The sequence below is a fragment of the Pseudomonas sp. R43(2017) genome, assembly GCF_002112345.1.
Lineage (GTDB): Bacteria > Pseudomonadota > Gammaproteobacteria > Pseudomonadales > Pseudomonadaceae > Aquipseudomonas > Aquipseudomonas kribbensis.
Genome location: NZ_NEHJ01000004.1, coordinates 294,590 through 320,560 on the forward strand (window position 1 = coordinate 294,590; position 25,971 = coordinate 320,560).

23 protein-coding genes are annotated in these 25,971 nt (G+C 61.1%); 3 read left to right on the forward strand and 20 right to left on the reverse strand.

Annotated elements, in window-relative coordinates:
• Positions 1-8: 8 nt before the first annotated feature.
• From CAG02_RS13325 to CAG02_RS13390, 14 genes are all read right to left on the reverse strand, one after another.
• Entirely contained in the window at positions 9-1,337 is a 1,329-nt protein-coding gene (locus CAG02_RS13325; RefSeq protein ID WP_085709473.1) for a sigma-54 dependent transcriptional regulator, read from the reverse strand.
• Positions 1,334-3,247 (reverse strand): ATP-binding protein, encoded by a 1,914-nt coding sequence (locus CAG02_RS13330; RefSeq protein WP_085709474.1) that lies wholly within the window; start codon positions 3,245-3,247, stop codon positions 1,334-1,336. The genes CAG02_RS13325 and CAG02_RS13330 overlap by 4 nt, the downstream gene beginning before the upstream one ends.
• 65 nt (positions 3,248-3,312) lie before the next feature.
• Entirely contained in the window at positions 3,313-4,047 is a 735-nt protein-coding gene (locus tag CAG02_RS13335; protein ID WP_085709475.1) for an amino acid ABC transporter ATP-binding protein, read from the reverse strand.
• A complete protein-coding gene (locus tag CAG02_RS13340; protein WP_085709476.1) occupies positions 4,044-4,715 on the reverse strand; it encodes an ABC transporter permease subunit in 672 nt (223 codons plus the stop codon). The genes CAG02_RS13335 and CAG02_RS13340 overlap by 4 nt, the downstream gene beginning before the upstream one ends.
• Complete coding sequence (locus tag CAG02_RS13345; protein ID WP_085709477.1) at positions 4,715-5,461, reverse strand: amino acid ABC transporter permease; 747 nt, start codon at positions 5,459-5,461, stop codon at positions 4,715-4,717. Before CAG02_RS13345 ends, CAG02_RS13340 begins: the two co-directional genes overlap by 1 nt.
• A gap of 192 nt (positions 5,462-5,653) precedes the next feature.
• Complete coding sequence (locus CAG02_RS13350; RefSeq protein ID WP_085709739.1) at positions 5,654-6,580, reverse strand: glutamate/aspartate ABC transporter substrate-binding protein; 927 nt, start codon at positions 6,578-6,580, stop codon at positions 5,654-5,656.
• Between the two features lie 264 nt (positions 6,581-6,844).
• Complete coding sequence (gene mtr / locus CAG02_RS13355; protein WP_085709478.1) at positions 6,845-8,113, reverse strand: tryptophan permease; 1,269 nt, start codon at positions 8,111-8,113, stop codon at positions 6,845-6,847.
• A gap of 69 nt (positions 8,114-8,182) precedes the next feature.
• Positions 8,183-9,520 carry an amidase family protein gene (locus CAG02_RS13360; RefSeq protein WP_085709479.1) on the reverse strand — a complete coding sequence of 446 codons (1,338 nt, stop codon included), beginning with the start codon at positions 9,518-9,520 and terminating at the stop codon, positions 8,183-8,185.
• Positions 9,521-9,551: 31 nt separating this feature from the next.
• Complete coding sequence (locus tag CAG02_RS13365; RefSeq protein ID WP_085709480.1) at positions 9,552-11,252, reverse strand: NAD(P)/FAD-dependent oxidoreductase; 1,701 nt, start codon at positions 11,250-11,252, stop codon at positions 9,552-9,554.
• Positions 11,253-11,280: 28 nt separating this feature from the next.
• On the reverse strand, positions 11,281-11,763 hold the full coding sequence (locus CAG02_RS13370; RefSeq protein ID WP_085709481.1) for an aromatic-ring-hydroxylating dioxygenase subunit beta: 483 nt from the start codon (positions 11,761-11,763) through the stop codon (positions 11,281-11,283).
• Positions 11,744-13,018: a Rieske 2Fe-2S domain-containing protein gene (locus CAG02_RS13375; protein WP_256576895.1), complete on the reverse strand. Its 1,275-nt coding sequence runs from the start codon at positions 13,016-13,018 to the stop codon at positions 11,744-11,746. The genes CAG02_RS13370 and CAG02_RS13375 overlap by 20 nt, the downstream gene beginning before the upstream one ends.
• Before the next feature lie 40 nt (positions 13,019-13,058).
• Positions 13,059-13,991, reverse strand: coding sequence for a flavin reductase family protein (locus CAG02_RS13380; protein WP_085709483.1), 933 nt, complete (start codon positions 13,989-13,991; stop codon positions 13,059-13,061).
• Positions 13,988-14,404 carry a DUF4440 domain-containing protein gene (locus tag CAG02_RS13385; protein WP_085709484.1) on the reverse strand — a complete coding sequence of 139 codons (417 nt, stop codon included), beginning with the start codon at positions 14,402-14,404 and terminating at the stop codon, positions 13,988-13,990. The genes CAG02_RS13380 and CAG02_RS13385 overlap by 4 nt, the downstream gene beginning before the upstream one ends.
• Entirely contained in the window at positions 14,385-15,752 is a 1,368-nt protein-coding gene (locus CAG02_RS13390) for an MFS transporter (protein ID WP_085709485.1), read from the reverse strand. Before CAG02_RS13390 ends, CAG02_RS13385 begins: the two co-directional genes overlap by 20 nt.
• A gap of 106 nt (positions 15,753-15,858) precedes the next feature.
• Between CAG02_RS13390 and CAG02_RS13395 the strand changes: the two genes are divergently transcribed.
• Positions 15,859-16,746, forward strand: coding sequence for a LysR family transcriptional regulator (locus tag CAG02_RS13395; protein ID WP_085709740.1), 888 nt, complete (start codon positions 15,859-15,861; stop codon positions 16,744-16,746).
• A gap of 56 nt (positions 16,747-16,802) precedes the next feature.
• Here CAG02_RS13395 and glpD read toward each other — a convergent pair whose 3' ends face one another.
• From glpD to CAG02_RS13415, 4 genes are all read right to left on the reverse strand, one after another.
• On the reverse strand, positions 16,803-18,341 hold the full coding sequence (glpD, locus tag CAG02_RS13400; RefSeq protein WP_085709486.1) for a glycerol-3-phosphate dehydrogenase: 1,539 nt from the start codon (positions 18,339-18,341) through the stop codon (positions 16,803-16,805).
• Between the two features lie 334 nt (positions 18,342-18,675).
• Positions 18,676-19,431 carry a DeoR family transcriptional regulator gene (locus CAG02_RS13405; RefSeq protein WP_085709487.1) on the reverse strand — a complete coding sequence of 252 codons (756 nt, stop codon included), beginning with the start codon at positions 19,429-19,431 and terminating at the stop codon, positions 18,676-18,678.
• 95 nt (positions 19,432-19,526) lie between these two features.
• Positions 19,527-21,029 carry a glycerol kinase GlpK gene (glpK, locus tag CAG02_RS13410; protein WP_085709488.1) on the reverse strand — a complete coding sequence of 501 codons (1,503 nt, stop codon included), beginning with the start codon at positions 21,027-21,029 and terminating at the stop codon, positions 19,527-19,529.
• A gap of 78 nt (positions 21,030-21,107) precedes the next feature.
• Entirely contained in the window at positions 21,108-21,959 is an 852-nt protein-coding gene (locus CAG02_RS13415) for an MIP/aquaporin family protein (protein ID WP_085709489.1), read from the reverse strand.
• Between the two features lie 361 nt (positions 21,960-22,320).
• On the opposite strand from CAG02_RS13415, the gene ybaK reads away from it, so the two are divergent.
• Positions 22,321-22,791 (forward strand): Cys-tRNA(Pro) deacylase, encoded by a 471-nt coding sequence (gene ybaK, locus CAG02_RS13420; RefSeq protein ID WP_085709490.1) that lies wholly within the window; start codon positions 22,321-22,323, stop codon positions 22,789-22,791.
• A gap of 89 nt (positions 22,792-22,880) precedes the next feature.
• Positions 22,881-23,663, forward strand: a complete 783-nt coding sequence (locus CAG02_RS13425) for a PhzF family phenazine biosynthesis protein (RefSeq protein ID WP_085709491.1) — start codon at positions 22,881-22,883, stop codon at positions 23,661-23,663.
• 42 nt (positions 23,664-23,705) lie between these two features.
• On the opposite strand, the gene CAG02_RS13430 is transcribed toward CAG02_RS13425, so the two are convergent.
• Together CAG02_RS13430 and argF are read right to left on the reverse strand one after the other, a co-directional pair.
• Complete coding sequence (locus CAG02_RS13430) at positions 23,706-24,815, reverse strand: ABC transporter ATP-binding protein (protein ID WP_085709492.1); 1,110 nt, start codon at positions 24,813-24,815, stop codon at positions 23,706-23,708.
• The gene (gene argF, locus CAG02_RS13435) at positions 24,812-25,732 is read right to left on the reverse strand and encodes an ornithine carbamoyltransferase (protein WP_085709493.1); all 921 of its coding nucleotides are present in this window, start codon (positions 25,730-25,732) and stop codon (positions 24,812-24,814) included. Before argF ends, CAG02_RS13430 begins: the two co-directional genes overlap by 4 nt.
• Between the last annotated feature and the right edge of the window lie 239 nt (positions 25,733-25,971).

Sequence of the window (25,971 nt, forward strand, 5' to 3'; positions counted from 1 at the left end):
GTTCTCGCTTAATGGCTCAGGCCGTATTTTTTCACTTTGTCGAACAGCGTGGTCTTGGCCATGCCCAGCTCCAGGCTGGCCTGGGTCAGGTTGCCGCCGCTACGCTGCAGGGCATCGCTGAGCAGGTTGCGCTCGAAGGCTTCCACCGCTTCGGCGAACGCCAGGCCCTGGCCGCCGCTGCCGGCACCGGACTTCTTGAACGCCGGCAAACCGAGGGCGAAGCGTTCGGCAACGTTGCGCAACTCGCGCACGTTGCCCGGCCAGTCGTGGCTCATCAGGCTGGACAGGGTCTGGTTGTCCAGCTCCGGCAGTGCGCGGTCGAAGCGCAGGGCCGATTGCTGGGTGAAGTGTTCGAACAGTTGCAGGATGTCTTCGCGGCGTTCACGCAGGGGCGGCAGCTCAAGCGTCACCACGTTGAGGCGGTAGTACAAGTCGCTGCGAAATTCGCCGGCCTTGCTCGATTCGTCGAGGTCGGACTTGGTCGCCGCGATCACCCGGCAATCCACCGCCACGCTCTGGTTCGAACCGAGGCGTTCGAGGGTGCGTTCCTGCAACACCCGTAGCAGTTTGATCTGCAACGGCAGCGGCATGCTTTCCACTTCATCGAGGAACAGTGTGCCGCCGTCGGCGTGTTCGATCTTGCCGATCCGCCGTTTGCCGGCGCCGGTGAAGGCGTTGGCCTCGTGGCCGAAGATCTCGCTTTCGAACAGGTTTTCCGGCAGGCCGCCGCAGTTCAGCGCGACGAATTGTTTGGTGTGGCGGCGGCTGAAGTCATGCAGGCACCGGGCGACCAGTTCCTTGCCGGTCCCGGTTTCGCCTTCGATCAACACGTTGGCCGAGGTATCGGCGACGTTGGCGATCAGTTCGCGCAGGTTCTGCATGGCCGGCGAGCGCCCGATGATCCGTCCTTCAAGGGAATCGCGCTCGGCCAATTGCCGGCGCAGGGACGAGACTTCTCGGGCGAGGCTGCGTTGCTCCAGCGCACGCCTGGCCACATCCACCAGCCGTTCCGGGGAGAACGGTTTTTCCATGAAGTCGTAGGCGCCTTTCTGCATCGCGCCGACCGCCATGGAGATATCGCCGTGACCGGTGATCAGCACCACCGGCAGGCTGCGATCCCGTTGCTTGAGGCGGGTCAGCAGCTCCAGACCATCGATGCCGGGCAGACGAATGTCACTGATGACGATGCCGGCGAAATTGTCACCGACCCGCTCCAGCGCTTCTTCGGCGCTGCCGACACCGATGCAGGGGATGTCTTCCAGGGTCAGTGCCTGCTGGCAGCCGAGCAGCACATGGGGATCGTCTTCGACGATCAGCACACTAAGGTCGTTGTTCATATTGGCTCGGCAGGAGTAGGGCTTACCAACGGTAAACTGAGGACGAAGGTGGTACCACCGCTGGCCGGGTGCTCGACACCCAGATGCCCGCCGGTGGCGGCGGCCAGGCTGGCGGAAAGGGTCAGGCCGAGGCCCAGACCCTGTTCGCCGGGTTTGGTGGTGAAGAACGGTTCGAACAGATGCTTGCGCGCTTCGGCATCGATGCCGTGGCCGTTGTCGCGCACCCGCAGGCGATATTTGCCGTCGAATTCTTCGCCTTCCAGCCACAGCTCCGGCAGCGGTTGGGCCTGCATGGCGTCGAGGGCGTTGCCGATCAGGTTGACCAGAATCTGTTCCAGTCGCGTCTGGTCGATCTGCACTTGTTCATCAATGAACTGGCGATGCACTTGCAGCGCGGCTTTTTCGACACGGGCGCCGAGTACCTGCAGCGCCGCGTCCACCGCTTTGCCGAGGCTGGCGCGGCCCTTGTCGTCACCGCGCCGGGCGAACGAGCGCAGGCTGGCGGTGATCCGGCCCATGCGGTCGATCAGGTCGTTGATGGTCTTGAGGTTGGTGCTGGCGACATCCAGCTGGCCGCGCTCCAGAAAACGCACAGTATTGCCCGACAGCGTGCGCATCGCCGCCAGTGGCTGATTCAGTTCGTGGGCGATGCTGGTGGACATCTGGCCGATGGCCGCGAGCTTGCCGGCCTGTACCAGTTCGTCCTGGGCCCGGCGCAGGGTTTCTTCGGCCTGGCGGCGTTCGCGGATCTGACTCTTGAGCCGTTCGTTGCTGGCGCGCAGGTCAGCGGTGCGTTCGGTAATCCGACGTTCCAGCTGATTGTTGGCTTCCTGCAAGGCTTCCCGGGCGGCGAGGCGGGTGGCGATGACCTTGCGCCGTTCGTTCCAGGCAATCAGCAGAAACGCCACCAGCGCGAAGGCGACCGCCACCAGAATCCCCTGATTGATCGCTTCGCGGCGCAGATCCTGCAACGGCGTGAGCAGGGTGAAATTCCACGGCGTGTCGCTCAATGGCCGGGTCTGTGCCAGGTAGCTGATGTTCTCTTCGTCGCGGTCCTGTTGCGGCAGGACTTCGCTGTTGGCCGGGAAGGTGAGTTTCTCCACGCCTTCGGCCAGGGTTTCCCGGGCCAGCGGTTGCAGTTCGTTGAGCGGAAACCAGTAGTACTGCAGGCTGCGGGCGAGTTTTTCCTTGGTCTCGTCGCTCAGCGGCACCACGGATTTCAAACGTCGGGCCGGGTCGCTGGAGAGAATGATGATGCCGTTCTCGTCACTGACGAAGGCTTCCAGGCGCGCCCGTTGCCAGCGCTCTTCCATGGCTTCCATGCGCACTTTGACCACCGCGACGCCGATGATCTTGCCGTGTTCTTCCAGGCCGTGGGCCAGGTAATAGCCGGGCTCGCCATTGGTGCTGCCGATCCCGTAGAAGCGTCCGGGCTCGCCACGCACGGCTTTCTGGAAGTAGGCGCGGAAGGACAGGTCTTCGCCGAGGTAACTGTCGACGTCACGCCAGTTGCTGGTGGCCATGACCCGGCCGGTGGTGTCCATGACATAGATCGCCCGACTGCGGCTGCGCCGGTTCAGGCCTTCGAGGTAATCGTTGACCGTTTGCCGGTGTTCCGGGGTCGGGTCGCCGAGCAACTGCGAAACGCTCGATTCGAGTTCCAGCAGGCTGGGCAGGTAGGTGTATTTGCTGATTTCGCTTTCGACGGCGCGGGCGTTCAGTTCGAGCTGGCGCTGGCCGTTTTCGCTGAGGCTGCGAATGCCGAAGCGTTCACTGATCCAGAAGCCGGCGTAACCCAGTCCGACCATCAGGATGATGATCAGCGGCGGCAGGAACAAATGGCGGATCAGACGGGGTTTCACGGCAAGTGATGGCGTGGTTGCGCGATAGAGATTGGGGTCGCATTTCATCACAGATGCCTTGGGTCAACCACCCGGATTCCCCGACAGTTGCTGTCGGGGAATCCGGCAGTTTTTTAGTGCTGCAGGATTTTCTCGAGGAAATGCTGCGCGCGTTCGGAGCGCTGGCTGATGTCGCCGAAGAACTCTTCCTTCTTGCAGTCTTCGATGATCTTGCCGGCATCCATGAAGATCACGCGGTCGGCCACTTTGCGGGCGAAGCCCATTTCGTGGGTCACGCACATCATGGTCATGCCTTCGTGGGCCAGCTGCACCATCACGTCGAGCACTTCGTTGACCATTTCCGGGTCCAGCGCCGAGGTCGGTTCGTCGAACAACATGACGATCGGGTCCATCGCCAGCGCACGGGCAATCGCCACACGCTGTTGCTGACCACCGGACAGCTGGCCCGGGTGCTTGTGGGCGTGAGCCGACAGACCGACGCGATCAAGCAGTTGCAGGCCTTTCTTGGTCGCTTCTTCCTTGCTGCGGCCCAGTACCTTGATCTGCGCGATGGTCAGGTTTTCGGTGATGGTCAGGTGCGGGAACAGTTCGAAATGCTGGAACACCATGCCGACGCGCGAGCGCAGTTTCGGCAGGTTGGTCTTCGGGTCGGCAATCGATGTGCCGTCGACCACGATGTCGCCTTTCTGGAATGGCTCCAGCGCGTTGACGCACTTGATCAGGGTCGACTTGCCCGAACCGGACGGGCCGCAGACCACGATCACTTCACCCTTTTTGACCTCGGTGCTGCAATCGGTCAGCACCTGGAAGTCCCCATACCACTTGTTGATGTTCTTGATAGAGATCATACGGCGAACCTTTTTTGCAGACGCTTGACCAGCTGCGAGGCGGCAAAGCTGATGATGAAGTAGACGACACCGGCGAAGATCAGGAACTCATTGGAGCGTCCGATGATGTCGCCGCTGGAGCGGGCGGAGTTGAGGAAGTCCACCAGGCCCACGGTGTAAACCAGCGAGGTGTCCTGGAACAGGATGATGCTCTGCTGCAGCAGCAGCGGGGTCATCTTGCGGAACGCCTGGGGCAGGATGATCAGGCGCATCATCTGGCCGTAGGTCATGCCCAGTGCCTGGGCTGCGCCCATCTGGCCCTTGGGAATCGACTGCACGCCGGCCCGGACGATTTCGCAGAAGTACGCCGCTTCGAACATCATGAAGGCCACGATGCACGAGGTGAACGCGCCGATCGGGGTGTCTTCGCCGGTGATCCAGCGCAGCACGAACGGCACCGCCAGATAGAACCAGGTGATCACCAGCAGCAGCGGGATCGAACGGAAATAGTTGACGTAGGCGCCGGCGAGGTTCGACAGCAGTTTGCTGTGGGACAGACGGCACAACGCAAGGATGGTACCGAGAATGATCCCGCCGACCACGCCCAGCGCCATCAGCTTAAGGGTCATCAGCATGCCGTTCCACAGGCCGGGAATGGCCGGGACGATGCCACTGAAATCGAAGTCCATCATTTACCCCCCACGGAGATCAGGCCGGGCACGGAGACTTTCTTCTCGACCATGCGCATCAGCAGCATCAGGCTCATGTTCAGGGTGAAATAGATCAGGGTCGCCAGGGTGAAGGCTTCAAACAGGTTGGCCGAGAACTCGGCGGTCTGTTTGGTTTGTGCCAGCAGTTCCATCAGACCGATCAGCGAGGCCACGGAGGAGTTCTTGAACACGTTCAAAAATTCCGAGGTGAGCGGCGGAATGATGATCCGGTAGGCCTGGGGCAGCAGCACGTTCCAGTAGATCTGCGGCAGCTTGAAACCCATGGCGCGGGCGGCGGATTCCTGGCCGCGCGGCAGCGCCTGGATACCGGTGCGAACCTGTTCGCAGACCCGGGCGGCGGTGAACAGGCCCAGGCACACGACAACGCTCAGGTAGGCTGAGGTGGTCGGGTTCAGGTCCTGTTTGTACCAGTCCTGCAGGTTCTGCGGCAGCATGTCGGGTACCAGGAAGTACCAGATGAACAGCTGAACCAGCAGCGGCACGTTGCGGAACAGTTCGACGTAGCAGGTCGCGATGCCCGCCACGATGCGGTTCGGCACGGTGCGCATGATGCCCAGCAGCGAGCCCAGCAACAGGGCGATGATCCAGGCCACGACGGCGATGGCGATGGTCCAGCCCAGGCCGGAGATGAACCAGTCGAGATAGGTCTCGCTGCCCACGCCGGTGGACTTGAAGAACACGCCCCAGTCCCAGTTGTAATTCATTAGGGTCTCCCCTCGATTCGATCGATGTACAAGTGCCCGCCTGGGGAAAATCCTTTCCCGTCTGACGTTGAACGTCAGGCACACGCGATCGGCTCGAAAACCACCAGGTCGAGTGTTCCAGTTGAAACCAGCAGGTATTAACTGTCGCCCGAGGGAGGGTTGGCTCCCTCAGGTGACAAGGTTAGATCAGTGTCAGATTTTTACGTCTGGCGCAGGCTTGTCGCTCGGATTGGCGATCAGCTCTTTAACCTTTTCGCTCATCGGGAAGTTCAGGTTCAGACCCTTCGGCGGGATCGGGCTCTCGAACCACTTGCTGTAGATCTTGTTGATCTCGCCCGATTTGTAGAGCGCGACGATGGCGTCGTCTACAGCCTTCTTGAAGGCCGGATCGTCTTTACGAACCATGCACGCGTAGGCTTCGAAGGACTGTGGCGTACCGGTGATGACCCAGTCGTCCGGCTTCTTGGCCTTGGCTTCTTCGCCGGCCAGCAGGGCGTCGTCCATCATGAAGGCGACGGCGCGGCCGCTTTCCAGCATCTGGAAGGACTCACCGTGGTCCTTGGCGGAGATGACGTTCATGCCCATCTGCTTGTCAGCGTTCATCGCCTTGATGATGCGCTCGGAGGTGGTGCCGGCGGTGGTCACGACGTTCTTGCCTTTCAGGTCGGCGAAGTCGGCGTAGGACGGCTTGCCTTCCTTGTCTTTCTTGACCAGCAGACGGGTGCCGATTTCGAAGATGTTGACGGTGAAGTCGACTTGCTGGGCGCGTTCGGCGTTGTTGGTGGTGGAGCCGCACTCGATGTCCACGGTGCCGTTCTGCACCAGCGGGATACGGGTTTGCGAGGTGACCAGGTTGTACTTGGCGTTCAGGTCAGGCTTGTTCAGGTCTTTTTTCAGGGCTTCGACGATAGCGACCTGGATGTCGTGGGAGTAGCCCACAGGTTTGCCCGAAGCATCGGCGATGTAGGAGAAGGGAATGGAGCTGTCACGATGCCCGAGGGTGATGGTGCCCGAGTCGTTGATCTTCTTAAGGGTGCCGGTGAGCTCGGCAGCGAAAACTGGTGTGCTGATCAGAGCGGCAGCAATGGCTGCGCCCAGGATATGGGGAACGATGCGCATCAAATTTTCCTCGACATTGTTTTTTTTATGGAGCCGGTTGAGCGGGCCCTTTTGTGCTTCGAATGCCTGACGGCTCCTGTTGTGCTGGCGCAACAGGCATTCGTCGAAGGAGTGTAGAGCATGAGTCGTGCCAGACCAGTTGCAACAAGTTAACTGGTTGATTTTGCTGGTGATTAAAGTTTTGTGATGGTGTTTTTCAGCGTTTCTGATCCGGTTATCCGAACCGACCGACAGGTCGCGTTCGGAAAACCGAATGCCGGCGATTCAGCGCCAGACCGGCAGCAGGTCCAGGGTGAACAGCAGGTGCGCGACCGCGCAGATCACGCCGAAAAACAGCACCAGAGCGATCATTGGCGTCCCGCCCCAGACCCGATAGAGCGGGCTGCCAAAGCGTTTGCGCGAGGCCCGGGCCAGCAGTGCCGGGGTGATTACGGCCCAGAGTGTGGCGGCCAGCCCGGCGAAACCGATGGCGTGAATGAAGCCTTCCGGCCAGAGAAACCCGCAGAGCATCGGTGGCAGGAAAGTCGCGGCAGCGGTTCGCAGACGGCCCATGGGCCGATCGTCGAAACCGAGCACGTCGGCCAGATAGTCGAACAGGCCCAGGGTCACGCCGAGAAACGAGCAGGCCACGGCGAAGTTGGAGAAGAAAGTCAGCAGCAGGTCGACATTGGCGCTGTCCAGGCGTGAGCCCAGAGCGCTGATCAGCACGTCGATATTGCCGCCGCGCTGGGCGATGCCCTTGAAGGCTTCACGCGGGATGTTGCCCATGCTGCACAGCATCCACACCAGATACAGGCCGAGTGCGATCAGCGTGCCGCCCAGCAGGCAGGCACGGATGCGCTTCGGGTCCTTGCCGAAATGCTTCATCAGGCTCGGTACGTTGCCGTGGAATCCAAACGAAGTCAGGCAGAAGGGCAGGGTTACCAGCAGATAGGGCCAGTAGCTGGTGGTGCCGCTGTTCAGGTCGAACAGCGTGGCCGGTTGTACATGGCCGAGCAGGCCGCCGAAGGTCAGAAAGAATGCCAGGATCTTCGCGCCGAACACCACGGTGGTCATCCGGCTCACCGCCGAGGTGCTGAGCCAGACGATGAACGCCACCAGCACGGTGAAACCCAGACCGCCGGCACGCGGTGACAGCGAGACGCCCATGGACTGCAGGGTGTGATGGATCACTGAACCGCTGGCGGAAATGTAGGCGTAGGTCAGGGTGTAGAGCACGAAGACGATGCTCAGACCGTTGATCCGGTTCCAGGTACGCCCCAACAGATCACGGGTGATGGTCGAGAAGCTCGCGCCTTCGTGGTAGTTGAGGTTGGCCTCGAGAATCATCAGGCCCGAATGCAAGGTGCAGAACCAGGCAAACACCAACACGGCGACCGACCCGTAAAACCATAGCCCGGACATGACCACCGGCAGGGAAAACATTCCGGCGCCGACGATGGTTCCGCCGATGATCATGGCGCCGCCCAGGACCGAGGGCGAGCGTTCGAGTGCGGCGGGGGAAGGGGATGAAGCAAGTGACGTGGCACGCATGGCTGGGCCTGCATTGATATTGTTATGGAAGGTTCGATCCGGCTCGCCCCTTGTCGGGGCGAGCCGTACTCATCGGATGTTCAGCAGGGGGGACAACCGGCTCACTGCCTGCAACAGAAATCCGTCCTGCCCCGGCAATGCATCGAACGACAGGCCCACCGGCAGCGAACCCTTGGCCGCCACCGGCACGGTCATGCTCGGCGCTGCCAGGTTGCTGGCCGGATCGGTGTTGCGCACGAACCGCTCGAAATGGCTTTCATCCGCGCAATCAGCCAGCAACGGCGCACTGCAACTGACTGTCGGGTAGGCCATCAAGTCCAGCTGGTGGCGACTGAACAGTTGCCGGTACTCCTGCTCCAGCCGGACTTTGCCCATCAAGGCCTGCACATAGTCGGTATAGGAAATCGCCGGGCTTTCCAGCTGTGCAGTGAGGATTTTCTTGATCCCGGGATCGCCGATCCGCGCCAGGATGTCGAGGAATTCTGCGCCGCGTCCTTCCTTCATCAGGAACCGTGGAAAGTCGATGAAGAATTCGTAGATCGGCAGCGGGAACTGGATGCACTCGTTGATCTCGCCGATCACCGTATCGTCGACCGCAACGATTTCCATGCCGGCGCTGGCGAGCGCGTCGATGGCGGCACGGCAGTCGCGGCTGACGTTGTTGTCCAGATCGGCCCAGAGGAAACGCTCGGGAATTCCGATGCGCAGCGCACGATCGTCGGGCAGTGCTGGCAGGTGCCGGCCGGTCAGGTGGCCGTGGACGAACCGGCAGTCTTCCACTGTGCGCGTCAGCAGGCCTGGTGTGTCCTTGGTCTGCGAGACCGGGACGATGCCGGCGGCCGGGTATTCGCCGGTCGTCGGGCGCAGGCCGACGACGCCGCAAAACGCCGCCGGGATGCGCACCGAGCCGCCGGTATCGGTGCCTACCGCGCAGGGCACCAGCCCGGCGGCGACAGCGGCGGCACAGCCACCGCTGCTGCCACCGGCGCCATGCAGCTCGCTGGCCGGGTTGATGACCGCGCCGTAGGTGTGGTTGGCCGACGTCACGCCGAACGACAGTTCGTGCATGTTGTTCTTGCCCACCACCCGCGCGCCCAGTTGCTTGAAGCGCGCCACGATACCGGCGTCGTGCTGCGGCCGGTAATCGGCGAGGCCGGGGGTGCCGGCGGTGGTCGGCATGCCGCTGACATTGATGTTGTCCTTGAAGGACACCGGCAGCCCGTATAGCGGCGCCAGGCGATCCGCGTCCGGCGTGTAGGCGAACGTCGCGGGGTCGAACGTGATGAAACTGTGCAGATGCTGCGCCCGGTCATGGCGCTCGCGCAGGGCCTGCTGCCAGGTGTCGAGGCAGAGCTCGCCACGGCGAAATCCGTTGACGAGCTGTTCGATGGAAAACTGTCTGTACATGGAAAGTCTCGGCGAAAAGAAAGGGACGCAATCAGCAGTAGCGGTACTGCGGAACCAGCCCGTCGAGCGGATTGCCGTCGATCAGGTCGCCACCCAGGCTGCTGATGACCGAGCAGGCGGCGTTCAGGGCCGTCTGGATCGAACCTTCGGCCCAGCCGCCGGTGAACGAAGCGCCGCAGCCCGCCAGGTAAAGACCGGTGTCCTGACGCGGATCGAGAGCGGTGCGGAACTGATAGAACAGGCGCTCGGAATAGATGTCGTCGCCGGGGAAATTCAGCTTGAAGGCACCGAGGGCATGCTTGTCGGTCAGCCAGTCGTATTCGAGCACGTAGCGCTGGTAGTCGCCGTTGAGCGGGATCAGGTGGCGGGCGAATTCCGGCGCGCTCATCGCCAGCTCGTCCACCAGGCGCAGGCAGCGCTGCACTTTGTCGGTCATGGAAACCATCTTGTGCGAGTCGTCTTCCCAGGTGTAACTGATCAGCACCACGCCCCAGGAGTCCGGGTCTTGTGGCGCGTAGTCCAGGCAGTACACGCCCTTGACCAGGGTGTCGGTCTGGATGTTCTGCGCCAGGCCGTGTTTGAGCCAGAACTTGTCCCTGGTCAGGATGAACAGCTTGGAGGACCCGACCATGTGGGTTTCGTTGATGGCCCGGGCCACGTCGCGATTCACGAACGCCTGGTTCTGGGTGAGCTTGAGGTTGACCTGCAAGGCGCGGGTCGTGGTGGTGGTGATCACCCGGTCGCAGGCGTAGGTTTCGCCGTTGCTGCCGGCCAGCAGGATCTGTCCGTCGGGTCCCTTGTTGATCGATTCGATGCGGGTACGGCAGATCATGTCGCGCAGTTGCATGCCGTTGAACCGGGTGTCGGCGATCAGCTCTGCCAGCGAGGAGATGCCGTTCGGCACCAGCCGCTGATTGACTTCCAGCGCGTTGACTACCAGCCGCAGAATTTCGGTGAACGAGGCGCGATAGACCGATTGGAAACCACCGGAGCCGATGCCCAGCGAGCCGAACAGGTGGAAGTCTTCCGGTTTGCGCCAGACCTTGCCGCCCGGCGGGTTCTTGCTGGTGAAGATGCGCACCATCGCCGAATAGAAAGAGCTGTCACCGAAGCAGTCCAGATAGCGTTGCCATTCCGGCTGCACTTCGCAGTAATTGTGCTGCTTGAGCAGTTCGGTCAGCAGCAGCGGCGGGGCAAGGCTGGTGCCGTCGTCCAGTACCGCGCCTTCGCGCAGAAACGCATTCCAGCCCTGATGCACGGTGCTGAACAGTGCCGGCGGCGGTTGCATCGCGGCCCAGTGATGGGCCTCGCCACGATAATGCAGTTCGGTATCGACCACCCCCGGATCGGGAAAGGCTTCAGTGGTCTGGATGCCGAACTTGTTGAGGTAATGGAACAGCCCGACCTCGCTCGGTGGAAAGCGCATGGCGCCCATTTCCGCGATGAACTGCGGTTGTTCTTCATCGAAGCATTGAGTCAACAGGCGACCGCCGATGTGGCTTTCTTCAGCCTCGAACAGGGTCACGCGACGGGCACCGGCACGCAGCAACTCATAGGCCGCCACCAGCCCGGTCAGGCCGGCGCCGACGATGCCGATGTGTTTTTCTGCCGTGAGTGCCGGCAGGTTTCCGATGGCCTGGTCGGCGTTGCGCAGGAACTGACCGTAATCGTAGAGCAGGTCGACATAGGGGAAAGACAGGCACGCGGTATCCTGGCTGGCAGGATGGTTCATGGAGTTCACAGGGGTAATTCTCGGTCGGTCAGATGATGAGCTGCAGGCTTTCGAGGGCGCGGTCGGGGTTGAGCAACAGGATCTTCTTGCCCTGGATTTTCCATTCGCCGTCGAGATTGATCAGGCGATGTTCGACGGTGGCGGGGTAATGCCATTCGCGCTCGCCACGGGCTTCGCAATACAGCAGATTGCTGCTGGCGACGGCGCTGCAGGACGGCTCTTCAATCGTGATCCGGGGGCGCTGGGCAATGTGCAGGCAACGGCTTTTCGGCTGTTGGGAAAAGTTGCGGGCATTGGCCAGGCGGTTGATGCGCAGGGTGGTCAGGAAGCGGTCTTCATACACCAGCGAGGATTCGTGCAGCGGGCTGCGCTGTTCGCGGGTCATCGGAATCCAGTAGGTGTAGTCATCGCTCAGCAATTGCTGCCAGGCGTCGAAGTCCTGTTGATCGAGCAGGTGCATTTCGGTCTCGAGCAAACGCTCGATCGCCCGTTCAGTTTGATCGTGGTGCATGGTCGTCCCGCATCAGGTTTTGCCAGTTGTCGTAGAAGTTGCGCATCGCCAGTTCACTGGTGCCGGACACCACGCGGGTCTGGTCGTAGGTCTCGCCCGGTTCGAACAGTCGGGCAACGTTGACCCATTCGTTGGCGTCGCTGTGCAGGCCTTCCATGGCGCGCTCGTACATCTCCACGTCGTCATGGGCGACCATCGAGCACGGCGAGTTGATCAGGTTGTTGTACTGCACGGTGCGTTCCAGCAACTGCACCGGGGCGCCCTGCAGTTCGAAGATCCACGACTCGACGATGGTTTCCTGCGCACTCACCGGGCGGATCACCCGCAGCGTCTGGATCGGGCCCTTAACCATCAAGTTGGGGAAATACACGGTGTTGTGCCGGGTGTCGTCAAGAATGGCCCGGGCCTGGTCCTCGCCGTAGCTTTCGACCATCAGCTCCCAGTAACCGGGAATGCCCGTGTAGGCCTTGTGGATCGAGTTGCTGACCCCGGTGTGTCCGTGGCCGTTGGGCCAGACGCGGATGCCCATGCCGGCGAAGAATTCGTACGAGGCCATGAACGGCGAGAACAGTTCCACGGCCATCGGCGCAGGCTGGCTCTGGTCACCGGTTTCCTTCCACAGGCGAATGGCTTCGCCGGCCGAGGATTCGTGGGCGATCATCGGGTGGCAGGTATCGGTCTGGTTGTCGACGACCATCTTCCAGTTGCAGCGATGCTTGTGCAGCAGCGGCTGACCGACCACGCGCAGCTTGCCTTGCGGGGAGCGCATGACCATGTTGTCCAGCGTTGACAGCGACTCGCCGAAAAACTCGTCGAAACCCATGCCGGTTTCACTCAGGCGCACGAACACGAAGCCGCGATAGTTGCGCACCGCCGCGACCGGCCGCATGCCCTTGTGGGCCGAACAACTGCTCAGGTCGCAGTCGTCGTATTCCTTTTTCACCGGGATGCTCAGCAGCTCGCCGTCGGTCTTGAACGTCCAGGCGTGGTAGGGGCAACGCATGAAGCGGCCCACGTTCCCACGCGCTTCGGCCAGCACTTTCACGCCCTTGTGCGGGCAGCGGTTGTGCAGCACCACGATGTCGCCGTTCTTCTGGCGCACCATGGCCAGCGGCTGGGCGGCGAGGGTGGCGGTGAAGTAATCGCCGGTTTCGGGGATCAGGCTGTCGTGACCCAGGTAGCACCAGCTTGCGGCAAAGACGCGTTGCTGTTCCTGTTCGAACAGTTGTTGATCAAGGAACAGAGACTTGTGCACTTCTCTGCCATTGAAATAGTTGTCCAACGGGGTGTCCTCTTCAGATCGCCAGCTTCAGGCGTGGGCTTTTCGCCCGGGAAACGCAGGGATAGATCCGTGCGCTGCAGGCCGCTTCTTGTTCGCTCATGATGAAATCCCGGTGCTCGACGTCGCCTTCCAGCACGTCCAGCGCGCAGACGCCGCACTCGCCGCGACGGCAGTCAGAGATCGGGTCCAGACCCGCGGCTTCCAGGGCTTCGAGCAAGGTCTGGTCGGGACCGACCTCGATGCTTAAGGCGGAATCTGCCGCCTCGACCGTAAAACCCCGGGCGCCTTCATCCCGGGCGACGTTGAACACCTCCAGATAAATACGATCGCGGGGCAGCCCGGCGGATTCGGCGTGGCTCAGGATGTCGTTGAGCATCGCCGCCGGACCGCAGACGTAGAGCCGGTCTTCGGCGCACAGGTCAGCGAGTACCTGGTGAATCGCCGGGCGCTGGCCGGACAGGTGCAGGTTCATGCGGTCTTGCAGCAGTGATCGCAGATCTTCGGCGTAGGCCGCATCGTCGACGCTGCGGGCGAAGTAATGCAGGTGCGCCGAACGCTCCAACGCGGTCAGATGCCGCAGGATGCCGGTCAGCGGAGTGATGCCGATGCCGCCGGCAATCGCGATGTCGCGACCGGTCCGGGTGTCGAGCGGGTAGTTGAAAGTGTTGAACGGGCCTTCGAGCTGCACCTGGTCGCCGGCCGCCAGCGAGCGCAGGTACTGGCTGCTGGGGGAGTCGTCACTGAGGCGAATGGCGAAAGTGAAATGACCTTCGACGCTGTCGCCCAGCTCCACGGTGGAGTAATGACGCCATTCGCCCGAGGGCGCTATCAGCCATTTGAAGTGCCCCCCGGCATGGGCCGATTGCGTGGCGGCGGGAGCGCCGGTGACGGTGATTTCCTTGATTGATGCCGACAGCATCCGGCAATGGGTAACGGTGTAATTCATGCCGGGTTTTCCTGGGCCAGCGGTGTTTCGTGCAGGTACAGCCAGCGGGTGCCGTGCTGATGCACGCGCAGGATCGTCACGGAAATGCGCGAAGTCTCGCGCTGGTTCTGGCGATGGGTTTCCTTGTAGCGCAGGGCGACGGTCGGGCCTTCGTGCCAGATCGTGTGCAGGTCGCTGATGTCGATTTCCAGGCCCGGACGGGCACCGACCGCACCTTTGAACAGTTGCTCGACCTGGGCCCGCCCGACCACGGCGGCCGAGGTGGTGACCATGCTGAAGTCTTCGCTGAAGACATCCATCAGTGGCGCGATGGCGGCTTCGCCGGCGCCGTCGGCATTGGTGAAGACACGATGAATCAGTTCATGCACGTGGTGGATGCTGTGGCGGGCTAGTTCAACCGGGTTGTTGTTCATGGCATTCCTTTGGAGGGTTCAGTTGGCTCATTTGAAGCAGTGGGAACAGTCCGACCAGCGCAGCAATTGCGAACGTGGCGTGATAGGCCGGGGTCGAGTCGAACTGTTTGAGCAGCAGGTTGTAGATCATCAGGAACAACGCCGCGCCGACGCTGAACGACATCTGCCGGTTGATGTTCCAGATCACACTGGCCTTGTGGGTTTCGCTGCCCTTGAAGTCCATCAGCGAGGTGGTTTGCGCGGTGTTGGCGCCGATCCCGCCGCCGATGCCCATCAGGCTGTAGGCGATCACGATCACCCCGATATCGGTCGGCGCATCCACCAGCATCAGGGTGGCGATGCCGGCGCTGTGGATCAGCATGCCGAGGGTGAAGAGGCGCCGGGCGCCGATTTTGTTGTAGACCCGGCCGCAGGTGAGCATCGCGATGAATGCGCCGGTGGCGTAGAGGATCATGAACATGCCAGTGAGGCGGGCGCTGAAGTGCAGGGTGTTCTGCAGAAAGAAGATGCTCATCAGGTTGACCCCGGTGAACACGCCGGGAATCGCGTAATAGATGAAGATCGAGGTGCTGAGCTTTTTGCTCTTGAGCAGGCTCAGGTCAATGATCGCGTCGCGCTTGCGACGGTAATGCAGCAGGTACAGCGCCACGAACATCAGGCCCGCCGCGACACAGGCAATGGCCTCGATGGCAGGATAGTCGCCGCCGTACAGCGACATGCCCATCAGCAGGCTGCCCAGCGCGGCACTGACCAGCAGCAGGCCGAGGATGTCCGGGCGCGCCAGGCTGGTCGGTCGGCTTTCGCGAATCCAGAACCAGGATAATCCGGCAGCGATCAGCGAAAACGGAATGTTGCTGTAGAACACCCAGCGCCACGAACTGCTGTCGACGATGATGCCGCCGACGGTCGGCGAAATGGCCGGGGCGATCAGGGCCACGGCCATCACCAGTGTGGAGATTTTCGCCCGTTGCTCGCCCTGGAACAGGTTGAAGGTCAACGCCTGACCCACCGGAATCAACAACCCGCCACCGATGCCCTGGACGAAGCGCCAGATCACCAGTTCATGAAAACTGTCGGCCAGGCCGCACATCCATACGGAGCCGGTAAAAACCAGCATCGAAGCGGTGAGAATCTCGCGGCTGCCGAAACGCCCGGCGAGCCAGGTGCTGACAGGAATGATCAGGGTCAGGCCGAGGATATAGGCATTCGCCACCCAGGCCACCGAAGAACTGCTTACTTGCAATGTCGCCGATATGCTGGGTAATGCCACGGCGGACATGAATATGTTTATGCAGTCAATAAAAAAGCCGATCAGAAAGATCAGCGCGATCTTGTAGCGATAGTTCATTGTTGTTTCCTCTTTGTCGCAAAGCATAGGGGCGATGGACTTGGAGTGTCGATACGACTATCCTTGAAACAATGTTTGAAAGGATTAAACAGTGAACGCCACCGCCATGCATTCTCATCTGAATCGGGTTCAGACATTTCTCGCCGTGGTCGACTTCGGCTCTTACACCAAGGCTGCGAACTACCTGAGTATCAGCAAAGCCATGGCCAGCCTGCATGTCAAGGCGCTGGAAGAAGTTCTTTCGGCGACGTTGCTGATTCGCAATACCCGGAATATATCGCTGACTGAAATTGGTCAGGACTTTTATGAAGAGTTCAAGGGCATTGTCGCGGATATCGATAATGCCTTTGATAATGTACTGAAGGGTAATAACCGGGTTTCTGGGAAGTTACGAATTAGTTCAACCAGTGAATACGGCGAGAAGTTCATTCTTCCGTTGATTCCATTGTTCAGCGAGCGTTATCCGGAAATTCGCCTGTGCTACAACTTCAATTCGTCATTGAATGATCTGGTGGCGGAAAAACTGGATCTGGTGGTGCGTCTGGGCAATCTGGCGGATTCCGCCTTCAAGAGCCGCAAGCTGGCGGATTATCAAATCGTGCTGGTGGCGACTCCGGCGTTTGTCGAGCGTCACCCGGTGGCGCAGCCGCAAGATCTGAACGGTGTGCCATGGATTGCCAACAGCAATTTGCAGGCGCCCACGCAATGGGTACTGCGCGATGATCGGGGAGGGACGGTGGAGGTCAATGGCACCAGCCATTTCGAATCCAACTCCTCCACGGCGATTCGCTCGATGACCTTGTCGTCGCTCGGCGTCTCGGTGTTGCCGGGCTGGGTGGTCGAGGACGATATCGCCAGCGGACGGCTGGTTCGCCTGTTGCCGGCGTATACGTTGCCTTCTCAGTCGATCAATGTCGTATTTCCCAACACCGCGCATCTGCCGCACAAGTCGCGGGCATTCATCGATTTCCTCCTGCTGCATCTGGCGCAGTAACGCAAAAAGCCCCTGAATCGAGAGATTCAGGGGCTTTCGTCAACGCGGCTTGAAGATCAGGCCGCTTCGATCTTGCTGCGGTTCTGCTCGACCTGGCTCAGGTACGCCGCCAGTTTTTCCTGTTCGGCCGGGGTGGTGAACAGGCCCAGCTTGCTGCGGCGCCACAGGATGTCATGAGCGGTGGTGGCCCACTCTTCGGCGCACAGATAATCGACTTCACGGGTGTAGAGACCGCCGCCGATGTGTTCGCCCATGTCGGCCAGGCTGTCCACGCCTTCGAGCATGCGCCAGGTGCGGCTGCCGTAGGTGGTGGCCCAGCGGCGGGCGATTTCGCTCGGGACGAAGTCGAATTTGTCGCGGATCAGCGCGCTCAAGGCCTGCGGCGTGGTCATGTCTTCGCCGCCCGGCAGAGTTGCGCTGGCGGTCCAGCTCGGACGCATCTGGGTGAAGAACGGCATCAGTTGCGCCATCGCCGACTCGGCGAGTTTGCGGTAGGTGGTCAGCTTGCCGCCGAACACCGACAGCAACGGGGCTTCTTCGCTGCTGCCGGACAGCGCCAGGGTGTAGTCGCGGGTCACGGCCGAAGGATTGTCGGATTCGTCGTTGCACAGCGGACGGACGCCCGAGTAGGTGTGCAGGATGTCGTCACGGCTGATCTGCTTCTTGAAGTGGGCGTTGACCACTTTCAGCAGGTAATCGGTTTCGCCGTCGGTGATCGCCACTTTGGCCGGGTCGCCGGTGTACTCGCGGTCGGTGGTGCCGATCAGCGTCAGGTTGTTCAGGTACGGAATGGTGAAAACGATGCGCTGATCTTCGTTTTGCAGGATGTGCGCGTGATCGCCTTCGTACAGTTTCGGCACGATGATGTGGCTGCCCTGGATCAGGCGGATGCCGTACGGCGACTCCATCTTCAGGTCGTCACGGATGAACTTGGCGACCCACGGGCCGGCGGCGTTCACCAGTGCCTTGGCGGTGATCGAGAACAGGCTGCCATCGGCGCGTTCCAGGTTCAGGTGCCACAGGCCTTTGGCGCGGCGGGCGCTGACGCAACGGGTCTGGGTGTGCACATGCGCGCCTTTTTCACGGGCAGCCATGGCATTCAGCACCACCAGGCGGGCGTCGTCGACCCAGCAGTCGGAGTATTCGAAACCTTTGGTGATTTCGCTTTTCAGTGCGCTGTCGGCACCGAACTTCAGGCTTTTGGAGCCTGCGAGCTTTTCGCGCTTGCCGAGGTTGTCATACAGGAACAGGCCGGCGCGGATCATCCACGCCGGACGCAGGTGCGGGCGGTGCGGCAGTACGAAACGCATAGGTTTGACGATGTGCGGGGCCTTGGCCAGCAGCACTTCGCGCTCGGCCAGGGCTTCGCGCACCAGACGGAATTCATAATGTTCGAGGTAGCGCAGACCACCGTGGATCAGCTTGCTGCTGGCCGACGAGGTGTGGCTGGCCAGGTCGTCCTTTTCGCAAAGGAACACCGAGAGACCGCGACCGGCGGCATCCGCTGCGATCCCCACGCCATTGATCCCGCCGCCAATGACGGCGATATCGTAGATCTCGGAGATAGGGGGCGTACGCAAGGTAGAGGTGGACATCGGCTGGCCTCGGGCTCTTTTGATTTTCTGTCTTGGAAATCGAACATGAATGTTCATTTGCGAAAATGGTAGCCCATAAAGACACGCGCAGCCAGTCGACTTCGATTGAAAAAACTCATCGAAGGGCGGGGAAAGGAAAATATTCGAACATGAAATGCGCGTCAGGGCGCGGATGAGGGCGCCTGTAAGATCGCCTTCGCGGGCAAGCCCGCTCCCACAGTGGTCGGTTGTGCTCACAAATCTTGTGGCCGATTCAACACCAGTGGGAGCGGGCTTGCCCCGGACGGCGATCCGACGAAGGCGCCAGTACAGGCGCTGAGGATGTAAGGAGGAGTTAAACGACTTCCAGACGAATCTTGTTCTGGCTCAGCAGTTGCGCCAGGGCCGGCACCGGCTGCTGATCGGTGACCAGGCAATCGATCAGGCTGATCGGACCGAGGCGAATCATCGCGTTACGGCCGAATTTGCTGGAGTCCGCCGCCAGGATCACCTGCCGGGCATTGGCGATGATCGCCTGGGACACCCGCACTTCCTGGTAATCGAAGTCGAGCAGGCTGCCGTCTTCGTCGATGCCACTGATGCCCACCAGCGCAAAGTCGACCTTGAACTGATTGATGAAGTCCACGCTCGCCTGACCCACCACGCCGCCGTCGCGACGGACATTGCCGCCGGTGAGCAGCACATCGAAATCATCCTTGGCACTGAGCATCGAGGCGACGTGCAGGTTGTTGGTGATGATTTTCAGGTGGCTGTGGTTGAGCAGGGCGCGGGCGATGGATTCGGTGGTAGTGCCGATGTTGATGAACAACGAGGCGTGATCGGGAATCTGCGCGGCGATGGCTTCACCGATGCGTTGTTTTTCGTCGCGCATCTGATCGGCGCGCATCGCATAGGCGGTGTTTTCGACGCTGGAATCATAGGCGGCGCCGCCGTGGTAGCGACGCAGCAGATTGGCTTCCGCCAGTTGATTGATATCGCGGCGGATGGTTTGCGGGGTAACAACGAACAGCGTGGCCATTTCCTCGATGCTCACATAGCCGCGTTCGCGGACCAGCTCGAGGATTTGCTGCTGACGGGGAGGCAGATTCATGGGGCTTCCTTTGGGCTGCCGTGCAAAATTTGCCCATGATGCCGCAGGAATCCGCTCCCGACCAGTTACATGCCGTTACCAGTCCTCAGACTGGCTTATTCAGCGTCCTCACGTTCCCAGTCACGGGTACGGCTGACGGCTTTTTTCCAGCCTTTATACAGCTTCTCTTTTGCCGCTTCGTCCAGGCTCGGTTCGAATTCGCGTTCGATCACTGCCTTGCCGCGCAGTTCTTCCAGGCTGCCCCAGAAGCCGCACGCCAGACCTGCCAGGTACGCTGCACCGAGTGCAGTGGTTTCGCGCATTTGCGGGCGCTCGACCTGAGTGCCGAGGATGTCGGCCTGGAACTGCATCAGGAAGTTGTTCGCCACCGCACCGCCGTCCACGCGCAGGGCCTTGAGGCGTTCGCCGGAGTCCTGTTGCATGGCATCGAGTACGTCGCGGGTCTGGTAGGCGATCGATTCCAGCGCGGCGCGGATGATGTGATCCACACGCACGCCGCGAGTCAGGCCGAACAGCGCGCCACGGGCATACGGGTCCCAGTAGGGAGCGCCTAGGCCGGTAAAGGCTGGCACCAGATAGACGCCGTTGCTGTCCTTCACCTTATTGGCGAAGTACTCGGTGTCGTGGGCGTCGTTGATGATTTTCAGTTCATCGCGCAGCCACTGCACGGTCGAACCGCCGTTGAACACAGCGCCTTCCAGTGCGTAGGCCACTTCGCCGCGCGGGCCGCAGGCGATGGTGGTGAGCATGCCGTGCTGCGATTTCACCGCTTTGTCGCCGGTGTTCATCAGCAGGAAGCAGCCGGTGCCATAGGTGTTTTTCGCCTGGCCCGGCTCGACGCACATCTGGCCGAACAGTGCAGCCTGCTGGTCGCCGGCGATACCGCCGATGGCGATGCCGCTTTTGGTGCGACCGTAGATTTCCGAGGAGGCTTTGACTTCCGGCAGCATCTCGCGCGGGATGTCGAGGATCTCTAGCATCTTCGAATCCCACTCCAGCGAGTGGATGTTGAAGAGCATGGTCCGCGAGGCGTTGGTGTAGTCGGTGACGTGCACCTTGCCGCCGGTGAATTTCCAGATCAGCCAGCTGTCGACGGTGCCGAACAGCAGTTCGCCGTTGCGCGCACGCTCGCGGCTGCCTTCGACGTTGTCGAGGATCCACTTCAGTTTGGTGCCGGAGAAGTACGGGTCGGTGACCAGGCCGGTGTTCTCGCGAATGTAGTCTTCATGACCGTCGCGCTTGAGCTGCTGGCAGATCTCGGTGCTGCGGCGGCATTGCCAGACGATCGCGTTGTAGACCGGGCGGCCGGTGGTCTTGTCCCAGACCACGGTGGTTTCACGCTGGTTGGTGATGCCGATGGCGGCCACCTGGTCGTGATGCAGACCGGCCTGGGCCAGCGCCTCGACCATCACTGCGCTCTGGGTAGCGAAGATTTCCATCGGGTCGTGTTCGACCCAGCCGGCTTGCGGGTAATGCTGGGCGAATTCGCGCTGCGCGGTGCAGACCACGTTCGCATCGCGGTCGAAAATGATCGCGCGGGAGCTGGTCGTACCCTGATCGAGGGCAATGATGTAGTTCTTATTCTGAATGTCGGTCATGTCGATTGCCTTGGACGAAATAAGGGTGAGTGGGCCGTGGCGCGGGCTCGAAATGGGCAGGAGCCCGCGCCGACTGTTTCAAGAAGTTCTTGGTTTGCCGTCAATGGCCGGTGCTGCGTCCTTTGTAGCAGGTGTGGCGCCGGTCAGGTGACGGGCAATCAGCCCGCGATACCCGGCAGCGCCGAGGCAGGCACCGACAATCGGTGCAAAAATCGGAATCAGGAAGTACGGGATTTCACGGGCGCCGGTGAAGGAAATTTCACCCCAGCCTGCGAAGAAAGTCATCAGCTTCGGACCGAAGTCACGGGCCGGGTTCATCGCGAAACCGGTCAGCGGGCCCATCGAACTGCCGATCACGGCAATCAGCAGACCGATCAGCAGCGGCGCCAGCGGGCCTTTCGGCAGGCCGTTGTTGTCATCGGTCAAGGACATGATCACGCCCATCAGGATCGCGGTGATGATCACCTCGACCAGGAACGCCTGAGCGGTCGACAGCGCAGGGTTCGGGAAGGTGGAGAACACCGAGGCCAGTTCCAGGCTGGCGGCGGAGCCACGAACCATATGGTGAGTTTGTTCGAAATCGAAGAACAGGTTGCTGTACAGCGTGTAAACCAACAGCGCGCCGCAGAAGGCACCGGCGACCTGGGAAAGAATGTAGAACGGCAGTTTGCGCTTTTCGAAGTCGGCGAAAATGCTCAGGGCGATACTGACGGCAGGGTTCAGGTGCGCACCGGAAACTCCGGCGGTGAGGTAGATCGCCATGCTTACGCCGACGCCCCAGATGATGCTGATTTCCCACAGACCGAAACTCGCGCCCGCGACCTTGAGCGCGGCGACGCAGCCCGTACCGAAAAAGATCAGAAGTGCAGTACCCAGAAACTCGGCCAGGCACTGGCTCGAGAGCGATGGTTGCTGTAACGCAGTTGTCATTGAAAACCTCGGTTTTTGTTGTTGTCTGGCGCGGTTGCCGACAGGGCAAGGCGCGATTTTCGCCGGGGCAGGATCCCCATCCTGTTCCCGGTTTACTGCTGGGTGCTGCGGTGACGATAATTCTTACATTATTCAGATTCGAAAAAATATAGACAAGAAACAAAGCTGTCAAAGGTCGAAAGTGAACCATCGGTCACAAATAAACTATCAGTCAGGTGAATGATCCTGCGGGGCACCCGTTGGGCGATGCGGCTGTCAGCCTGCAAGCCCCGGGAAACGTGGCGCGCAGTAGAGCCTTTTACGTGGCGATGGCCTAGAATCCGGCGCAGGATTTTTTGCCACTGCCGAGCCTGGAGCTGCCATGACCCCTGCGTTGGACTTGTTGAAAAAAGTTCGTGCCGAACATCGCGTGCACAGTTACGAACATGACCCCAAGGCCGCGTCCTACGGCCTGGAGGCCGCGGAAAAACTGGGGCTGGAGCCGGCGCAGGTGTTCAAGACGCTGCTGGCGGCCAGTGAAAAAGGCGAATTGCTGGTGGCCGTCGTGCCGGTCGTCGGAAGTCTCGACCTCAAAGGGCTGGCCCACGCCGCAGGAGTGAAGAAAGTGGAAATGGCCGACCCGGCTGCCGCGCAACGTTCCACCGGTTACCTGTTGGGCGGCATCAGCCCGCTGGGGCAGAAAAAACGCCTGCGCACCTTTATTGATAATTCCGCCCAGGGTTTTGCGACCATTTATGTCAGTGCCGGTCGACGTGGTCTGGAAGTCGAACTGGCGCCCGCCGTTCTCGCCGAGCACACCCAGGCGAAGTTCGCCGACATTGGTCGTGCCTGAGTTCTGTATGAGAAAAATTGACCGGTTCTGTCACTGGCGATGAACAAGCCGCAGCGGCATGCTCTTTCGACTGACACAGGGAGAAGGTTATGCAGCTCGAGTTTCATCAGGTCGACGCATTCAGCGATCGGCCCTTCAGTGGCAATCCGGCGATGGTCTATCGGCTCGACGCCTGGCTCGCGGACGATTTGATGCAAAAGATCGCCGCCGAACACAACCTGGCGGAAACCGCGTTTCTGGTGCGCGAAGGCCAGGCCTGGCATATCCGCTGGTTCACGCCGACCACCGAGGTGCCGTTGTGCGGTCACGCGACACTGGCCAGTGCCTATGTGTTGTTCGAGATCTATAAGGAAAGCACCGAGCGTCTGGACTTCACCTGCAAGTCCGGGCCGTTGAGTGTCAGCCGTGAAGGTGGCCGGCTGTGGCTGGATTTCCCGGCCATTGAAGCGGTGGAGAAAGGCGTCACCGTGGAGATCGAGCGTGCGCTGAATGTCCAGGCAGTGGATGTTCTGAGTTCCAACGAACTGTTCGTGGTGCTGGAATCGGAGCAGGCGGTGCTCGATTGCACGCCGGACATGGTCGCCCTGGCCAGGTTGCCTTGGCTCGGCGCCATCGTCACGGCCCGGGGCAGTCAGCATGATTTCGTCTCGCGCTACTTCGCTCCGGCCATCGGCATCAATGAAGACCCGGTCACGGGATCGACCCATTGCAGCCTGATTCCGTACTGGTCAAAACGTTTGGGCAAGTCGAGCCTGACCGCTTGCCAACGTTCGGCGCGAGGCGGGGAGTTGTTCTGTCGGCTGGAAGGCGAGCGGGTGAAGATTGGCGGGAATGCGACGCTCGTGGCGAGCGGCACATTGATGCTGGGCTGAAGCAAAAAAAGGGAGCCATCAGGCTCCCTCTCTTTTTGCGGGTCAGTGGGCAGTGCTATATCGGCGAACACCGTTTTCCACGGCCGGAATCTGCGCAGCCGTGCTACCGGACGCCTGGAACAACACCAGATGTTCCGCCGCCACACGAATCCCGACATCCGCACCAACCTGATGGTCAGCGTGGCTCGGGAAGATCGATTCCAGTTGCGCGCCGGTCGGCAGTTGCAGGCGATACAGGGTCGAAGCCCCGAGGAAGGTCTTGCCGACGATCCGTGCTTTCAACCCGCTGTCCGGCGCATAAACGATGTCATCCGGACGCAGCAGCACATCCACCGCGCCGCCGGTCGGCCAGGTGTAGGCGCGATTGCCGCGCAGTTCGCCGAGTTCGGTGTGCACCGATTCCGGGCTGCCGAGCTGGCCACGGATGAAGTAACCCTGGCCAATGAAACTCGCCACAAACGGCGTCGCCGGTTCGTGGTAGAGGTTGTACGGCGTATCCCACTGCTCCAGCCGGCCTTCCTTGAACACGCCGACGTGATCGCTGACGGCGAAGGCTTCTTCCTGATCGTGAGTCACCAGAATCGCACTGGTGCCACGGGCCTTGAGAATGTCGCGCACCTCATGGCTGAGCTTGCGTCGCAGTTCGCCGTCGAGGTTGGAAAACGGCTCGTCGAGCAGCAGCAGTTGCGGCTCCGGCGCCAGGGCGCGGGCGAGGGCGACACGTTGCTGCTGGCCACCGGACAATTCGTGCGGAAAGCGCTTGCCGAGACTCTTCAGGTTGACCAGTTCCAGCAACTCTTCGACGACGCGCTCCTTGTTCGGGTGCTTGCGAATGCCGAAGGCGATGTTGTCCGCGACGCTCAGGTGCGGGAACAGCGCGTAGTCCTGGAACACCATGCCGATCCGGCGTTTTTCCGGGGCGAGGGTGAAACCGGCGCTGGAGATGGTTTCACCGCCGAGCTGGATTTCCCCTTCGTGGACCGGTTCGAAACCGGCGATGGCGCGCAGGGTGGTGGTCTTGCCGCAGCCCGAGGAGCCGAGCAGGCAACCGATGTCACCGGCGTTGAGGTGCAGATTGAGGTTCTGCACCACACGTTGATCTTGATAGCCGCAAGCGAGGTTGCGCAGGTTCAGCAGTAATTCATGACTCATGCGTGGTGATATGCCGGTTCGACGAGGAACTCGAGCAGGGCCTTCTGTGCGTGGAGACGGTTTTCTGCCTGATCCCAGGCGACGGAGCGCGGGTCATCGAGCAGGTCGAGGCTGATTTCCTCCCCGCGGTGGGCGGGCAGGCAGTGCATGAATAGCACGTCCTCGGCGGCCAGGTCGAGCAGGGCGCGGTTGACCTGGAACGGCGCGAACAGCTGCAGACGCTTGGCGGTTTCCTCTTCCTGGCCCATGGAGGTCCAGACGTCGGTGCTCACCAGATGCGCGCCGCGCACGGCGTCCTTCGGGTCGCGGACGATGGTCACGCGGTCACCGGCCCTGGCGACGAACTCGGGATTCGGCTCGTAGCCTTCCGGGCAGGCCACGCGCAACTGGAAGTCGAACTGGATCGCCGCTTCTATATAGCTGTTGCACATGTTGTTGCCGTCGCCGATCCAGGCCACGGTCTTGCCCTGGATCGAGCCACGGTGTTCGAGGAAGGTCTGCATGTCGGCCAGCAACTGGCACGGGTGCAGGTCATCGGACAGGCCGTTGATCACCGGCACGCGGGAGTTTGCGGCAAATTCGGTCAGGGTGCTGTGGGCAAAGGTACGGATCATCACCGCGTCGAGCATGCTCGACATGACGATGGCGCAGTCGCCGATGGGCTCGCCACGGCCCAACTGGGTGTCGCGCGGCGAAAGGAAGATCGCCTGGCCACCGAGCTGGATCATGCCGGCCTCGAAGGAGATCCGGGTGCGGGTCGAGGATTTCTCGAAGATCATCCCCAGGACGCGGTTTTTCAGAGGCTCGAACAGTACGCCGCGGTTACGCAGGTCCTTGAGCTCAACGCCTCGACGGATCACGCTGACCAGCTCTTCGGGCGTGCAATCCATCAGGGAGAGAAAGTGCCTTGCGCTCATCATTGACTACCTTTTTGCTACAAACCGCAGATGCTCAAAGCCTTGTTTACAGGAACAACGGGCGAGACCTGCGGCGTAAGCCGCACGGGGCGACGAAATAGGGGGAGGCGCGATATTGACACTAAATGTCGCGTTTTTCCAATAGGCTACGATTTTTGCGGAGTGTGCGGGAGTGGCGCGGTCACTCGAAGCGCCGGTTTTGAGCCGGATTCCAGACCTTTGTACACTGGCGCCGCCGG

Excerpts from the sequence above, each read along its gene's own strand:
- CAG02_RS13390 (WP_085709485.1), bottom strand. The coding sequence starts at position 15,752 with ATGAACTATCGCTACAAGATCGCGCTGATCTTTCTGATCGGCTTTTTT.
- CAG02_RS13335 (WP_085709475.1), bottom strand. The coding sequence starts at position 4,047 with ATGATCTCTATCAAGAACATCAACAAGTGGTATGGGGACTTCCAGGTG.
- CAG02_RS13430 (WP_085709492.1), bottom strand. The coding sequence starts at position 24,815 with ATGAGTCATGAATTACTGCTGAACCTGCGCAACCTCGCTTGCGGCTAT.
- CAG02_RS13405 (WP_085709487.1), bottom strand. The coding sequence starts at position 19,431 with ATGAATCTGCCTCCCCGTCAGCAGCAAATCCTCGAGCTGGTCCGCGAA.
- CAG02_RS13365 (WP_085709480.1), bottom strand. The coding sequence starts at position 11,252 with ATGAACCATCCTGCCAGCCAGGATACCGCGTGCCTGTCTTTCCCCTAT.
- glpD (WP_085709486.1), bottom strand. The coding sequence starts at position 18,341 with ATGTCCACCTCTACCTTGCGTACGCCCCCTATCTCCGAGATCTACGAT.
- CAG02_RS13330 (WP_085709474.1), bottom strand. The coding sequence starts at position 3,247 with ATGAAATGCGACCCCAATCTCTATCGCGCAACCACGCCATCACTTGCC.
- CAG02_RS13345 (WP_085709477.1), bottom strand. The coding sequence starts at position 5,461 with ATGAATTACAACTGGGACTGGGGCGTGTTCTTCAAGTCCACCGGCGTG.
- CAG02_RS13380 (WP_085709483.1), bottom strand. The coding sequence starts at position 13,991 with ATGAATTACACCGTTACCCATTGCCGGATGCTGTCGGCATCAATCAAG.
- CAG02_RS13395 (WP_085709740.1), top strand. The coding sequence starts at position 15,859 with ATGCATTCTCATCTGAATCGGGTTCAGACATTTCTCGCCGTGGTCGAC.
- glpK (WP_085709488.1), bottom strand. The coding sequence starts at position 21,029 with ATGACCGACATTCAGAATAAGAACTACATCATTGCCCTCGATCAGGGT.
- CAG02_RS13425 (WP_085709491.1), top strand. The coding sequence starts at position 22,881 with ATGCAGCTCGAGTTTCATCAGGTCGACGCATTCAGCGATCGGCCCTTC.
- CAG02_RS13370 (WP_085709481.1), bottom strand. The coding sequence starts at position 11,763 with ATGCACCACGATCAAACTGAACGGGCGATCGAGCGTTTGCTCGAGACC.
- CAG02_RS13350 (WP_085709739.1), bottom strand. The coding sequence starts at position 6,580 with ATGCGCATCGTTCCCCATATCCTGGGCGCAGCCATTGCTGCCGCTCTG.
- ybaK (WP_085709490.1), top strand. The coding sequence starts at position 22,321 with ATGACCCCTGCGTTGGACTTGTTGAAAAAAGTTCGTGCCGAACATCGC.
- CAG02_RS13325 (WP_085709473.1), bottom strand. The coding sequence starts at position 1,337 with ATGAACAACGACCTTAGTGTGCTGATCGTCGAAGACGATCCCCATGTG.
- CAG02_RS13385 (WP_085709484.1), bottom strand. The coding sequence starts at position 14,404 with ATGAACAACAACCCGGTTGAACTAGCCCGCCACAGCATCCACCACGTG.
- mtr (WP_085709478.1), bottom strand. The coding sequence starts at position 8,113 with ATGCGTGCCACGTCACTTGCTTCATCCCCTTCCCCCGCCGCACTCGAA.
- CAG02_RS13340 (WP_085709476.1), bottom strand. The coding sequence starts at position 4,715 with ATGGACTTCGATTTCAGTGGCATCGTCCCGGCCATTCCCGGCCTGTGG.
- argF (WP_085709493.1), bottom strand. The coding sequence starts at position 25,732 with ATGAGCGCAAGGCACTTTCTCTCCCTGATGGATTGCACGCCCGAAGAG.
- CAG02_RS13360 (WP_085709479.1), bottom strand. The coding sequence starts at position 9,520 with ATGTACAGACAGTTTTCCATCGAACAGCTCGTCAACGGATTTCGCCGT.
- CAG02_RS13415 (WP_085709489.1), bottom strand. The coding sequence starts at position 21,959 with ATGACAACTGCGTTACAGCAACCATCGCTCTCGAGCCAGTGCCTGGCC.